The sequence below is a fragment of the Rhodococcus sp. 27YEA6 genome (genome assembly GCF_044908235.1).
In the GTDB taxonomy this organism is placed as follows: Bacteria; Actinomycetota; Actinomycetes; order Mycobacteriales; family Mycobacteriaceae; genus Rhodococcus_F; species Rhodococcus_F qingshengii.
The window spans coordinates 70,074-83,599 of sequence record NZ_JBIYCY010000001.1 but is presented as its reverse complement, the minus strand read 5'-3'; the positions used below and the strand labels follow the sequence as shown (position 1 = coordinate 83,599).

At 63.5% G+C, this 13,526-nt stretch carries 15 protein-coding genes; 8 read left to right on the top strand and 7 right to left on the bottom strand.

Annotated features, from left to right (window positions below; all coding sequences use genetic code 11):
- The first annotated feature begins 102 nt into the window (after window positions 1-102).
- The 6 genes from pcaH to ABH939_RS00405 are packed head-to-tail and all read left to right on the top strand — an operon-like array spanning window position 103 to window position 6,031.
- Window positions 103-822 (top strand): protocatechuate 3,4-dioxygenase subunit beta, encoded by a 720-nt coding sequence (gene pcaH, locus ABH939_RS00430; RefSeq protein WP_404649175.1) that lies wholly within the window; start codon window positions 103-105, stop codon window positions 820-822.
- The gene (gene pcaG / locus ABH939_RS00425) at window positions 815-1,456 is read left to right on the top strand and encodes a protocatechuate 3,4-dioxygenase subunit alpha (RefSeq protein WP_042446987.1); all 642 of its coding nucleotides are present in this window, start codon (window positions 815-817) and stop codon (window positions 1,454-1,456) included. The genes pcaH and pcaG overlap by 8 nt, the downstream gene beginning before the upstream one ends.
- 11 nt (window positions 1,457-1,467) lie before the next feature.
- Entirely contained in the window at window positions 1,468-2,796 is a 1,329-nt protein-coding gene (pcaB, locus tag ABH939_RS00420) for a 3-carboxy-cis,cis-muconate cycloisomerase (RefSeq protein ID WP_003940620.1), read from the top strand.
- Complete coding sequence (pcaD, locus tag ABH939_RS00415; protein ID WP_209447994.1) at window positions 2,793-3,974, top strand: 3-oxoadipate enol-lactonase; 1,182 nt, start codon at window positions 2,793-2,795, stop codon at window positions 3,972-3,974. The genes pcaB and pcaD overlap by 4 nt, the downstream gene beginning before the upstream one ends.
- Window positions 3,971-4,795, top strand: coding sequence for an IclR family transcriptional regulator C-terminal domain-containing protein (locus ABH939_RS00410; protein ID WP_007730008.1), 825 nt, complete (start codon window positions 3,971-3,973; stop codon window positions 4,793-4,795). Before pcaD ends, ABH939_RS00410 begins: the two co-directional genes overlap by 4 nt.
- Window positions 4,796-4,819: 24 nt before the next feature.
- Window positions 4,820-6,031 carry an acetyl-CoA C-acetyltransferase gene (locus ABH939_RS00405; protein ID WP_007730007.1) on the top strand — a complete coding sequence of 404 codons (1,212 nt, stop codon included), beginning with the start codon at window positions 4,820-4,822 and terminating at the stop codon, window positions 6,029-6,031.
- Here the strand turns inward: ABH939_RS00405 and ABH939_RS00400 are convergent, their stop codons facing one another.
- Window positions 6,032-6,571, bottom strand: coding sequence for a MarR family winged helix-turn-helix transcriptional regulator (locus ABH939_RS00400; protein WP_225320148.1), 540 nt, complete (start codon window positions 6,569-6,571; stop codon window positions 6,032-6,034).
- Between the two features lie 72 nt (window positions 6,572-6,643).
- On the opposite strand from ABH939_RS00400, the gene ABH939_RS00395 reads away from it, so the two are divergent.
- Window positions 6,644-7,369: an SDR family NAD(P)-dependent oxidoreductase gene (locus tag ABH939_RS00395; RefSeq protein ID WP_209447995.1), complete on the top strand. Its 726-nt coding sequence runs from the start codon at window positions 6,644-6,646 to the stop codon at window positions 7,367-7,369.
- Here the strand turns inward: ABH939_RS00395 and ABH939_RS00390 are convergent, their stop codons facing one another.
- Entirely contained in the window at window positions 7,370-8,089 is a 720-nt protein-coding gene (locus tag ABH939_RS00390) for a dienelactone hydrolase family protein (protein ID WP_050654570.1), read from the bottom strand.
- Window positions 8,090-8,135: 46 nt separating this feature from the next.
- Window positions 8,136-9,188 carry an ABC transporter substrate-binding protein gene (locus tag ABH939_RS00385; protein WP_257232906.1) on the bottom strand — a complete coding sequence of 351 codons (1,053 nt, stop codon included), beginning with the start codon at window positions 9,186-9,188 and terminating at the stop codon, window positions 8,136-8,138.
- Window positions 9,189-9,506: 318 nt separating this feature from the next.
- Here ABH939_RS00385 and ABH939_RS00380 point away from each other — a divergent pair, with 318 nt between their 5' ends.
- Window positions 9,507-9,710, top strand: coding sequence for a cold-shock protein (locus ABH939_RS00380; protein WP_003939930.1), 204 nt, complete (start codon window positions 9,507-9,509; stop codon window positions 9,708-9,710).
- 69 nt (window positions 9,711-9,779) lie between these two features.
- On the opposite strand, the gene ABH939_RS00375 is transcribed toward ABH939_RS00380, so the two are convergent.
- The 4 genes from ABH939_RS00375 to ABH939_RS00360 all read right to left on the bottom strand — a co-directional run bounded on the left by ABH939_RS00375 (window position 9,780) and on the right by ABH939_RS00360 (window position 13,507).
- Window positions 9,780-10,508 carry a Clp protease N-terminal domain-containing protein gene (locus ABH939_RS00375; RefSeq protein ID WP_209447996.1) on the bottom strand — a complete coding sequence of 243 codons (729 nt, stop codon included), beginning with the start codon at window positions 10,506-10,508 and terminating at the stop codon, window positions 9,780-9,782.
- Between the two features lie 70 nt (window positions 10,509-10,578).
- The gene (locus ABH939_RS00370; protein WP_054826367.1) at window positions 10,579-11,364 is read right to left on the bottom strand and encodes an alpha/beta fold hydrolase; all 786 of its coding nucleotides are present in this window, start codon (window positions 11,362-11,364) and stop codon (window positions 10,579-10,581) included.
- A gap of 83 nt (window positions 11,365-11,447) precedes the next feature.
- Window positions 11,448-12,440 carry an ABC transporter substrate-binding protein gene (locus ABH939_RS00365; protein ID WP_099698658.1) on the bottom strand — a complete coding sequence of 331 codons (993 nt, stop codon included), beginning with the start codon at window positions 12,438-12,440 and terminating at the stop codon, window positions 11,448-11,450.
- Window positions 12,441-12,868: 428 nt separating this feature from the next.
- A complete protein-coding gene (locus ABH939_RS00360) occupies window positions 12,869-13,507 on the bottom strand; it encodes a DUF2461 domain-containing protein (protein ID WP_003939783.1) in 639 nt (212 codons plus the stop codon).
- Window positions 13,508-13,526 lie beyond the last annotated feature (19 nt).

The window sequence follows — 13,526 nt, the reverse complement described above, 5'->3', positions numbered from 1 at the left end:
CCCGGCATTGCCTGGGTCACATCTACGAACTATTCTGTTCGCAGAGCGCAACACATGTACACATTGCGAACAACTTCACGTAACCGAACGACGAGGTTCCCTATGCTGCATCTACCGCCGAGGTACCAGCGGCCGACTGGCGTCAACGCCCCGGCCGATTTCGCGGACTACAAGACGACTTCCCTTCGCCACCCGAAGCAGCCGCTGAAGCTGCTCCCCCAGCGGCTCACGGAGCTCACCGGGCCGGTATTCGGCGAAGATCGCGTCGGCGCCGGCGAAAACGACCTGACCATTGCCAACGGCGGCGAAGCACAGGGACAGCGCATCGTCGTTCACGGCCTCGTACTCGACGGCGACGGAAAACCCGTCCCCCACACACTGCTCGAGGTGTGGCAGGCCAACGCCGGTGGACGCTACCGCCACACCGGCGACAACTGGCCCGCGCCGCTGGATCCGTTCTTCAACGGCCTGGGTCGCTGCGTCACCGACGCGAACGGCCACTACAGCTTCACCACGATCAAGCCGGGCGCCTACCCGTGGATGAACCACGACAACGCCTGGCGACCGGCACACATCCATTTCTCGCTGTTCGGCACGGCATTCACGCAGCGCCTCGTGACGCAGATGTACTTCCCCGACGATCCGATGTTCTTCCAGGACCCGATCTACAACGCGGTACCCGAAGCAGCACGTCACCGCATGGTCAGCGTCTTCGACTACGACGCCACAGTCCCCAACTGGGCTCTCGGGTTCCGCTTCGACATCGTCCTGCGCGGCCGTAACGCCTCCGTATTCGAGAACGAGGAAGACCACGATGACTGATCACACCGCGAAGCCCGCACCCACTTATCCGGTCGTCCCCGGCGACTTCACCACCGCCCCCTTCGGTGTCACGCCCTCTCAGACCGTCGGGCCGTACTGGCACATCGGCCTCCCCTGGACGGACGGCCCCGACGCCGCTCCCGCCGATGCCCCCGGACGAATCACGCTGGCCATCACGGTGATCGACGGCGCCCGTACACCCGTCGCCGACGCGATGATCGAAACATGGCAGGCCGATACGCTCGGACGCTTCAACCATCCGGACGATCCCCGTGGCGCAGTGGAGCTCACTCCGGCTGGTTTTCGCGGATTCGCCCGCAGCGCAGCGGATCCCACGGGCACTGCATTGGTCCACACTGTCAAGCCCGGTGCGCAGCCCACTGAAACGGATGCGGACGAGGCCCCACACGTGAACGTGTCGGTCTTCGCTCGCGGCATGCTCGACCGCCTGGTCACCCGCTTGTACTTCCCCGAAGACGCCGACGCACACGCAACAGATCCGGTGCTGTCCTCACTGAGCGAAACCGAACGCGCGAAGCTGGTTGCAACCAAGGTCGACGGTGGGTACTCCTGGACGGTCTATGTTCAGGACGAGGACGCGAACGGCGTCGAGACGCCCTTCTTCGAGCTGTAAGAGGAGTACACATGCCCACTCGCGGCGCACTGTTCGACCCGGTGTTCGGGGCCACCCGCGTATCGGAGCACCTGTCCGACCAGGCGTGGGTCACCGCGTTGCTCGACGTGGAGGCCGCACTGAGTTGTGCGATGGCCACAGTCGGGTTGGCGGACGGGGAACATTGCGCCGCGGTGGCTGCTGCCGCGGCCGAACTCTCACAACCGGGCGGTCTGGACATCGTGGCGCTCGGCCGCGCGTCGGCCGCCGGCGGAAATCCCGTCATTCCGCTGGTGAAGATGCTGCGCGAAAGGGTCGGACAGGAAGGTGTGCCTGCCTCCGTGGTGCACCCGGGCGCCACCAGTCAGGACATCATGGACTGTGCGCTGATGCTGTTGACGCGACGCGCGGGCGCGGTGGTTCTGGCCGACCTGACCCGCGCCGCCGATTCCGCCGCCCACCTCGCCCGCATCCATCGCTCTACTCCGATGGTCGCGAGAACCCTGGGACAACAAGCACTTCCGACCACCTTCGGGCTACTGGCATCGAGTTGGTTCACCGCACTCGACGCCGCAGCGATTCGCCTCGAGATCGTGCTGTCCACGTTGCCGGTTCAATTCGGCGGAGCCGCAGGAACACTCGCTGCGTTGTATCCCGACGGGCTCAGGATCGCCGACGCGCTGGCCGACGAACTCGGCCTGGCCAGGCAGGTCACTCCCTGGCACACCGACCGCGTGACCATCGCAGAACTCGCGACCACACTCGGTATCGTCGCCGGCGCCGTTTCCAAGCCCGCCACCGACATCACCGTCATGGCGTCCACCGAACTGTCCGAGGTTGCCGAGAGCGCTCCGGGCGGCTCATCGGCCATGCCGCACAAGCAGAATCCGGTTGCCGCGATCACCGCCCGCGCGGCAGCGCGACGTGCTCCCGCGCTGGTGGCCACAGCCCTGTCGAACATGGATCACGAATTCGCTCGCGCCGCAGGCCCCTGGCACGCCGAGTGGGAAACCGTCACCGATCTCCTGCGTCTGGCAGGCGGAGCGGCGCACCAGCTTTCCGTGAGCCTCACCGGCCTGCAAGTACACACCGAGTCGATGGCTCGCAATCTCGACATCACCGGTGGCCTGATTCTCGCCGAGCGTGTCACCAAGGCCCTGTCCGCTCACACTGATCGAGCGCGCGACATCGTCACCGCGGCAGCCACTTCCGGAACCAGATTGGATCGTGATCCCGCCATCGCAGAGCACCTGAGCGAAACCGAGATCGCCGAACTACTCGACCCCGCACACTATCTGGGCCACGCCACCGATCTGGTCGACCGCGCCCTCGCCGAACGCCCCACAGGAGGATCTCGATGAGCGTCGCGCTCAACTTTCAACAGACCGGCAATCTCGATGCCCCGGCAGTGGTTCTCCTGGGTTCACTCGGATCCGATCTGTCCATGTGGCAGCCGCAGATTCACGCGCTGTCGAATCGCTACCGCGTCATCGCCGTCGACCATCGCGGCCACGGCAAGTCACCGGTGCCTGCGGGCCCCTACTCAATTGCCGATCTCGCCGGCGATGTCATCGCTCTCCTCGATTCGCTCGAACTCGAGTCCGTACATCTCGTCGGGCTCTCCCTCGGCGGCGCTGTCAGCCAGTGGATCGCCGCACACCACCCCACTCGCGTCGAGACGTTGACCTTGATGTGCACGTCCTCGCAGTTCGCCCCGGCTCAACCGTGGATCGATCGTGCTCGGGCTGTCCGTGCGGACGGTATTGCATCCATCGCGGCCGCCGTCGTCGGACGCTGGTTCACGCCGGGACTGGCCGAGAACGATCCGGAGCTTGTCGCCCGTCACGTCGCGATGGTCGAAGCCACACCCGACGAGGGCTATGCCGCCTGCTGCGAGGCGCTTTCGACGTGGGACGGCCGCAACGACCTGGCCCGCATCGTCGCTCCGACGCTCCTCGTCGCGGGCGAGCAGGATCCGGCGACGCCTCCGTCGACGTTGGGTGCGATCGCCGACGGCATCGCCGATGCGGTACTGCACGTGGTCGATCCGGGCGCACACCTGGCCAACGTCGAACAAGCCGGGCGCGTCACCAAACTACTTGCAACGCATATTGCCTCGCACACATCTGCGCTCGCCCAACGTAGCGCCGCGGTGTCGGCCGGCATGACCGTGCGACGCCAGGTGCTCGGCGACGCCCACGTCGACCGTTCCATTGCCGGTGCCACCGAGTTCACCGCCCCTTTCCAGGACTTCATCACTCGCACGGCGTGGGGTGACATCTGGTCGCGCCCCGGCCTCGATCACCACACCCGCAGGCTCCTCACTCTCGCGATCCTCACTGCCGTCGGCAACGAACACGAACTCGACATGCACATTCGCGCTGCGCTGCGTGCCGGGATCGATCCCGACGAACTCGTGGAAGTATTTCTCCATACCGCGGTCTATGCGGGTGTGCCGAACAGCAACTTGGCTTTTGCGCTGGGAAAGCAAGCACTCGCGGACCTCTCGGCCGATCCTGAGGAGAACGAGACAACATGAGTGAGAACAGCAGCGAGCAGGCGCCGGGACCGTCCCCGGACTACGTGCAGTCGCTGGCCCGTGGGCTTTCCGTCATCAAGGCTTTCGACGGTGAGCACCCGCGTCGCACCCTCAGCGAGGTTGCCCGGCACACCGATCTCACGCGTGCGACTGCTCGCCGCTTCCTACTCACGCTCGTCGAACTCGAATACGTACGTACTGACGGTTCGGTGTTCTGGTTGACGCCTCGCGTCCTCGAACTCGGCTACAGCTACCTGTCCAGTCTGTCTCTCCCCGAGATTGCCGGGCCGCATCTGGAAGCTTTGTCCGCCAAGGTCCGTGAATCCACGTCCGTGTCGATCCTCGACGGTGACGACGTCGTGTACGTGGCTCGTGTTCCGGTCAGCCGCATCATGACGGTGTCCATCACCATCGGCACGCGCTTTCCCGCGTACGCCACATCCATGGGTCGAGTTCTGCTCGCCGGCTTGCCGGACGACGCACTGGACGCCTACCTCGCCCGAGTGTCCTTCGCCCGCCTGACCGGCAAGACCATCTCCACCGCCGACGGACTGCGTGCCGAACTCGAGAAGATTCGCGCCGACGGGTTCGCGATTGTCGATCAGGAACTCGAAGAGGGTCTGCGCTCGCTCGCCGCACCCATCCGGGACGCGACCGGTGACGTGGTCGCGGCCGTCAACATCTCCACCCAAGCCGCCCGCTACAGCGCCGAAGCTGTTCGCGGTGAACTGGTTCCGGCCGCAGTCGCCACCGCGGACGCCATCTCCGTCGATCTCGGACGTACTCAGTCGTCCAACAATCACTCGGCTGCCACCCGCTGACCGAGCAGACCCAAGGAAGAACCAATGCCTGACGTTGTCATCTGTGAACCGCTCCGTACCCCTGTCGGCCGCTTCGGCGGTGTCTTCCGTGACGTAGCCCCGGAAGATCTCGCCTCGACGCTGATCACCGAACTCGTCACGCGTACCGGCATTTCCGGCGCGGAGATCGACGACGTCATTCTCGGCCAGGCTTCGCCGAACGGTGAGGCTCCGGCGATCGGACGCATCGCGGCGCTCAACGCGGGTCTGGGCATCGATGTTCCCGGCATGCAGGTGGATCGCCGGTGCGGGTCGGGATTACAGGCAGTCATCCAGGCCGTCATGCAGGTTCAGTCCGGTGGCAGTGACCTGGTCCTCGCGGGCGGTGCCGAGTCGATGAGCCAGGCCGAGTTCTACGCAACCGGAATGCGTTGGGGCGTCAAGGGTGAAGGAGTTGCGCTCAGCGATCGTCTCGCGCGGGCCCGCGTCACAGCCGGCGGACGTGACTTCCCGGTTCCCGGCGGAATGATCGAAACGGCAGAGAACCTGCGCGCCGAGTTCTCCATCAGCCGCGAGGATCAAGATGCACTCGCGGTTCAATCCCATCAGCGTGCCGTCGCAGCACAGAAGAACGGCGTCTTCGCCGAAGAAATCGTTCCGGTATCCGTTCCGCAGCGCAAGGGCGAGGCCCTGCTCGTCGACACCGACGAGCATCCACGCGCCGACACCTCGATGGAATCGCTTGCGCGCCTTCGTCCCATGCGCGCAAAGATCGACCCCGACTCCACCGTGACTGCAGGTAATGCCAGCGGTCAGAACGACGGCGCAGCACTGGCGATCGTCACCACCGCCGACAAAGCTCGTACCCTCGGACTGCGACCGCTCGCACGCCTCGCGAGTTGGAGCGTTGCGGGCGTTCCGCCGCGCACCATGGGCATCGGCCCCGTACCGGCGTCGGAGAAGGCACTCGGCCGCCTCGGGCTGTCCCTGGCGGACATGGACGTCATCGAACTCAACGAAGCCTTTGCGGCACAAGCACTTGCAGTCCTGCAGAGTTGGAATCTCGAGGCCGACGACCCACGCATCAACCCCAACGGCTCCGGCATCTCCCTCGGACATCCGGTCGGAGCTACGGGTGGACGAATCCTGGCCACCCTGTTGCGCGAGATGGACCGTCGCGAAGCGCGTTACGGCCTCGAGACGATGTGCATCGGCGGCGGGCAGGGCCTGGCTGCGGTCTTCGAGCGCCTGTCCTGATCAAGCCCCGACGTGCGCGACGCCGGAGTCACCGAGTTCGCCGCGTAGGCCGTCGAGAAAGACACGCAGCAGGTCGGTGAGTTCGGCCTGCTGCTGCTCGGTGAGAATCGACGTCAGTTCGGCTTCACGGCCGAGGACTCGGTCCACCAATTGCTCCACCAGTTCGTGACCGGCGGCAGTGAGGGTCACGAGCACTATTCGTGACCCTTCCGCGGCGGAAGACCTCTCCACCAGACCCGCGTTCTCCGCGCGCGCGAGTCGCTGCGAGATTGCACCGGCCGTGACTCCGGTCTGCTCGGTGATCTGGCGAGTCGTCAACTGATACGGCTCGCCGGATCGCCGCAGGACACTGAGCAGGTCCAGAGTCGCGGTGTCCGCACCGGCCGAGGCGAGTACCCGTCGGCGATCCTCACCGAGCAGCTTGGCGCACATCCACAGCCTGGTGACGATGCCGATGCCCTCTACCGGCGTGCCCGGCCTTTCGCGAAGCCAGGCCAACGCAACCGCGTCCACCGCGTCGTCCGGGTTGTAGTCGCCCACCACTGCACACCTCGTTTAGCTCTAAATGATACGTTCTTCGTATAGGTCTAAACGTAGCTCACGGAGGTAGGCATGACACGCACAGTTCTGGTAACCGGCGGCGGAACAGGGATCGGACGCGCAGCTGCAGCGGCGTTCGCCCGGGACGGAGACACCGTTTTTGTCACCGGCCGACGCACGGAACCACTCGAAAAGACCGCGGAGGAGTTGGGCGATAATGTTCACGCCTTGACGTGTGACAACTCCGACCCGAAAGACCTGAAGCGGCTGCAGGATTCACTTCCGGGAACCATCGACGTCGTGGTGCACTGCGCCGGCGGTAACACGGACTTCGATCGCGAAGCGCCGTCAGATCTGGAATCCCTGGCCGCCGGGTGGCGGGCCAATCTGGACTCCAATCTGATCTCGGCAGTGTTGACCACAGCAGCAGTTCGAGATCGAATCCCCAGTGGCGGTGCCGTCATCACCATCGGATCGATTGCCGCAGACAAGGGAGCTGGAGCGTACGGCGCTGCCAAAGCAGCAGTTGCCACGTGGAATATCGATCTGGCCGCCGAACTGGGCCCAGAAGGCATCACCGCGAACATCGTCTCCCCCGGTTACATCGCCGACACCGAGTTCTTCCGGGACTTTCTGACGGACGAGCGTCGCGCGATGCTGATCGAATCCACCAGCACCAAGCGCGCCGGAACCCCGGACGACATCGCATCAGCCGTCCATTTCTTGGCCTCACCGGGTGCCCGGCAGATCACCGGTCAGGTATTGGCAGTCAACGGCGGCGAGAGAACCAGTCGCTGATCACGCCAGGTGGCGCTCGAAGAACGAGTCGATTCGCTTCCAGGCATCCTGCGCTGCAACAGGATCGGGACCGATTCCGAGAATGCGCTCCAAAGGACGAAGCACCTTGGGTCCGGCCTCCGCGTCGTTGAGGAACGCGTGGCCGGCGGTGGGGTACTCCTTGACGTCGTTCTCGATACCGGCATTGCTGAGCGCCGTCTCCAGCTTCGCTGCAGCACCCCGGAGCGAGAAGTCCTTGCCTCCGAAACTCCCGACGATCGGGCACGCATCCACCACGGCCTCATCGAGTTTGCGTGGAAGCTGACCGTAATTGACCGAGGCAGCGTCGAAATCTCCGGCGCTGACCATCGCGAAGCCGCCGCCCATGCAGAATCCGATGACACCGATCTTTCCGGTGCAGTCCCGGGATTCCACCAGCCAACTGCGAGCGACTTCGATGTCGGTGAACGCCTTGCCGTGTCCTCGAAGCATCGACGTCATGGTGGGCACGAGGCACCGCTTCGCCCCGCCCGCGCTGTAGAGGTCGACAGCAAGCGTCAAGAACCCCGCAGCGGCCAGCCGCTTGGCTTGCCGCTGCATCACCTCCTCGAGCCCGAAGGCCTCGTGAATCATCACTACCCCCGGCCACGGGCCGGGGGTAGTGGGGGTTTCGAGTATCGCTCGCAGCGGTTGTGATCCGCCGACTACTGCGGCGCGGCCCGTCAGATCTATGTCCACCATGTTTCGATGCTAGGCCGACGCAGGGTCCGTACGCTCGGAAGCGAGGTCAGGGGAGTTGTTTTCCCTGGCCCGCCGCAAGCCCGGTCAAGACCTCGGCGAGCTGCGGCAAGGCGTACGGTGCGCTCAGTGGACCGAAATTGTCGACAAAGGCATTCGAGAGCAGAAGTTCGACCGGCGCATAGGCTCGCGCCTTCACCGCGGGGAGGTTCTGGAAAACTGCGAAGTTCTCCAACCTCGTCGTCGCTTCCTGATCAGAAGCGAGGCTGAGCAAAATGTCTGCGGGTGCGAGTACCTCCGCCTGCTCCATCGACAGCGCAGTCATCTGCTCGGCGTTGTATCCGCGATAGTCGAGTCCGAGTTCGCGCAGCAGAACCCCGGGCGCACTGGCATCCCCCTGCACATACAACTGATCGCCGTACATCGAGCCGATCATGATCGTCTTGCCACCCAAGCCGTTCAGGGAAGCTGCGGTGTCGGAGATCAGAGCGTCGGTCCGGGCGATCGCTGCAGCAGCAGCCTCGTCGACAAAAGCGGCCTGCCCGACCGTGGCGACGCCGTCACGCCACGAGGTGGTCCAGTCCAGCGCGATAACCGGCGCGATCTGACTGAGCCTCTCGGCTGCCGGTTCGAGATAAGTCTTCATTCCGATGATGAGGTCCGGCGAGTAGCGCGCGATGATTTCCGGGTTGATTTCGCCTGTGGTGCCGAAGCTTTCGAGGTCGGCTATTCCCGCGGTGCTCTGCCAAGGCAGTGAACCGCGGTCCCACGATCCTGTGTTGCCGTAGGCGACTGGGTGAACGCCGAGCGAGAGCAGGAATTCCAGATCCGTGAAGTCGCTGGCAACAACGATCCTTTCCGGCTTCCCCGAGATCGTGGTGGTGCCGAGCGCATTGACGACTTGGCGTTGCTCACCGGCGTCTGCGGCATCTGACGCCGTCGAACAACCCGCAAGGATGGCGGCCGCTGCCACTGCGCCGACCCCGAAGAACCCACGGCGACTGAGCTGGTCCACAAGTTCAGCGGTAGTCGGTGATTCGCGAATCGTTCCGTACACGTGTGCACTCTCCTTCTCGGCGTCTGCTGCGCGCGCCGAGGGCACAGCGAATGAGAGGTTAGCCCACCCTCAGCTCCCGTGGGGCCCTACGTTGTCGACTTCGAGCGATCCGAGCGCGAGAACACAGCTGGGCAGCTTCTCGCTGGTCTAGCCCCGCAGGCTGGCATGCGAGCCACGAGTCCACGCCGTCGACGGATTGATCAGACAAGTGCTGAAGATCGGTATCCCTCCTCCTTGTCGGCCCCTGACAAACTCGCTTCTGCACGTCGCCCACCGTTCGACTTGCGCGGCATGGGAGGATAGACACATCGAGATCGGGACTTCGATGTGAGGGCCCGGATCGAGTTTGTAGGGAGTATCGGTATGGCACAGGGCATCGTGAAGTGGTTCAACGGCGAAAAGGGCTTTGGTTTCATCGCTCCCGACGACGGAACACCGGACGTGTTCGTTCATTACTCTGAAATCTCGGGCAACGGCTACAAGTCGCTCGACGAGAACCAGCGTGTGGAGTTCGAGGTTGGCCAGGGCCAGAAGGGTCCTCAGGCCACCAATGTGCGCGCTGTCTAATCAGTGACACAAGAAGAGGGCCGCACCCGCAAGGGTGCGGCCCTCTTCTGCATCAGATTCACCCCTGAATCACTGACCCTGAATGGCGGCCAGCGCTCCCACGATGTTGGACTCCGCAACCGATTTCGAGATTCCGAGGTCAGCCAGAACCCCTGATCCGTCTTCGAGTTCGAGCAGTGCCAGCAGGATGTGCTCGGTGCCGATGTAGTTGTGGCCCAGGCGAAGAGCCTCACGGAACGTCAGTTCCAAAACCTTGCGCGCACGAGCGTCGTACGGAATAAGTTCTGGTAGTTCGGAAGTCGGAGCCGGTAGTACACCGGCCACCGCGTCCCGAACGGAGCCAAGCTCCACCCCCTGCGCGACTATCGCCTTCGCAGCCAACCCGGCAGGCTCCTCGACAAGCCCCAGGAGCAGGTGCTCAGGCTGGATCTCTGCGTTGCCGGCAGCGCGGGCTTCGTTCTGCGAGGCCATGACGACGTTCTTCGCCCGGGGAGTGAACCTGTTGAACCCTTCGTTCGGATCCATCGGCTTCTGATCACTCGGCGCCTTGGGAACAAAACGCTTCTGCGCAGCTTGCTTCGAGACACCCATGCTCGCGCCGATCTCCGTCCACGACGCTCCCGACCTGCGCGCCTGGTCGACGAAGTGACCGATCAGGTGATCTGCAACTTCACCGAGATGATCAGCGGCAATCACGGCGTCGGAGAGTTGGTCGAGAGCATCGGTGTGCACCCTCTTGATCGCGTCGATGAGGTCGTCGAGTCGAACCTTGTTGGTCATTTCCACTGGTTTGCTCATGCGTCAACCATAGGTTGACGCAATCGAAAGCGTCAACCCTAGGTTGACGATCGTCTTCGCCGCCCAGTGCTCAGCCGGAAAAGAATTCACGCAGAGCCGGGACAATAGCGTCGTCGGCGACGCCGTGGCCCTGACCGGGGATCTCCAAAGTCTTTGTCCCCGAGACTTTTGCAGCGATTCTCGTCGCCGAGGCAGGTGCCCATTGACCACTGTCACCGCCGTACATGACCAACGTGGGGACGGTAATGGAGGCAAGCCAGTCGAGCGACTGACAGCCGTGATCACACACGGCGACGTCGTAAGGCAAGGTGTGCGCGATGGCGCACATGTCGGGCCAATCGGCACTCCGCTTGATCTCGTCGACCATCTCCGCGGATGCACCGGTCAGATCCAGAAAACGCGTCACAGCACCTTCCCTGTCGCCGCCCGCAATCAATCGCTCCAGGTCACTTTGGGCAGTCTCGTCACGCTGGTCGTCGTCCATGTACGGCGCCTCGTAGACGGCGAGCTTACGCATCGGAACGGCCTGCGCAGCGGCTTCCAAAGCCAGCGCGGCACCCGACGACAATCCGTAAACGAGCGGTGTTTCACCGGTGGCACCGACGACCGCACGCAAGTCCTCCACCTCGGCGTCGATCGAGAACGCGCGACTGTCACCGCTGTCCCCGCGTCCGCGCCTGTCGTACGAATACACCGTGAAGTCCGCCGCCAACTCTGCAGCCAGGGATTCGAACCATCCGCGGTCGCAGAACGCTCCGGCGACCAGGACCACTGCTGGTCCGGCACCGGAGCGTTCGTATGCGATGGTCGTACCGTCGCGGGATTGCACTACCGCTGGGGATTGCTCTGTTTGCACGTCGATCTCCTCAGGTCTGGTCAATGCCTACCTGATTAGACCGCCCGCGCTACCGAAACTCATCGGTCCGGTCGGCAGGGGCTTCAGCTGATCTTGCTGTACAGGGCATCCCAACCCTGTGCCACGTACGAAATCGTGTAGATCGAACCGTAGAACGTGGAGCCACCCAGACTGGTGACGTTGCCCGCCTGCACTGCCGGGAGTCGCTGCCACAGCTTGCTCGCCACCAATGCCTGGTACGCGGCACTGTCCTCGTTCTCGGTGATCATGAAGCCGTCGACGCCGGCCAGCACGTCGAGGCCTTCGAGGCTGACGCCGCCCTCGGGATCGAGCCCCTCCGAGGTGGCGGTTTTGCCACCGATGTCGCCGAGCGTCATGTCGCTGGGCTTGTCGCCCTTCTCGGAGGTACGGATGCTCGTGACGTACAGCGTGTTCGTGTCCGGCATGAACGAGACACTGGCGACGGTCTTGGACGCAATCTTCTCGGCATGACGACTGCGGATGTCGGAAATCAGATTGTCGTAGTCGAGCGTCAATCGATCGAGTGTGGCCGTTCGACCGAGCCAGCCCGACAACCGCGAGAGGTTTGTGCGCCAGTCGTCGGTGAACTCTGTCGTCAGAACCGGTGCGATGGTGGACATCTCGGCCACCGGCCACCACTCGCTCTCGTAGTTCAGGCACACGATCAGGTCGGGCTCGAGCGCCAAGATCTGCTCGCGGTTGGGGATCTCCGACAGGAACGGTACCGACGAATCGATAGGCACCCACGGTGTCGCCTGGGCGTACGTGTAACCGACGAGCGGAAGTTCCAGCGCTACAGCAGGTTCCAGGTCGAGCCGTGAGTCGATCGCGACAACCCGCTTCGGATTGACAGGAATGTCGTACGTTCCGAGAGGTGTCGTCACAGAACGCATTTCGGTTTCACCCGAACTGCTCCCGCTGTCACCGCAGGCCGCCAGGAACGCGCCCAGTCCGGCGATTCCGGCACCGAAGCCGAACTGCCGACGTGTGAGGTCCGAAACGAGGCGGTTGTCGGAGTAGCCCTCGGGAAGCAAGAGCGTGGATTGAGCGGGCATGCGTGTCGAACCTCCAAAAGAAATGATTCATCCACTGTTGCGAGCGGATAAGGATGCCCTAACAGCGTACGCAGGGAGGGTCGTCGCGATCGGCCCAGAAATAGTCGAATCAGGCCAATTCGCACCCCTTACTTGTCGAGTTTGCGCATCTCGACGAAGTAGACCGCACTGAACGCGAGGTAGGTGCCGACGATTCCGAGGACCGAGATGATCAGGACGAGAGCGAGAAACATAGCCATGATGGTCTCCACTGACACGGGTTGTTCACGATGTCGATCGAGAGAAAATGGCTTCGAACTGCGGCGCTGCGACTCGAAGCGGGGCCGAAACTTTCAGTTACACACACCACGCTAGCCCCAGGCGTCTCGAGTTTTGATGAACTCGAGGTGAACTCTCCTACGGCTACGTCACACTTTTCTGTCGGACGGTCAGTTCGGTCCGAGCACCTGTCCGGACCATTCGACCAAAGGCGTCAGTGCGCGCCACGCAGTGCGAACTTCCTTCAATGTCCTGGCGCTGTCCAGCCACGACGGGCTTGGGTAACTACGACCAGCAGTCAGCGACTTGTGACGCAGCAATTCGATCCGCGGGTGATCGACCGTGTATCCGCGAGGCGCCGTCTTGAGCTTGTCGCCGCCGATCGTGAATCCGGCCTTCTCGACGGAGGCCAGGATCTTCTCGAGCTCCGGGCCTCGAACGTCGTCGTCGACAGCCGCACGATAACGCGCGATGGTCTCCGAACTGCTGGCGTAGAAACCACCGGCCACCATCAACCCTGCCGCGTCGATCTGCACGTAGTAGCCACAGCTCTCGGCGAGACCGACGAACGCTCCCTGGTGCGTCTTGTACGGGATCTTGTCCTTCGAGAATCGAACGTCACGATACGGCCGAAAGAGCTTGGCCGTGCCGAATTCGTCCTCCAACGCCGCGGTCAACGACGCCATCGGACGACGAACCACTTCGTCGTACGTCTCCTTGTGCGCTGCCCACCAGGTCTTGCTGTTGTCGGCTTCCAGGTCTTCGTAGAAGTCGAGTGCAGCAACGGGTATGCCAGTGAACGCAGCCATGGCGTAAGCCTAGCTGCCT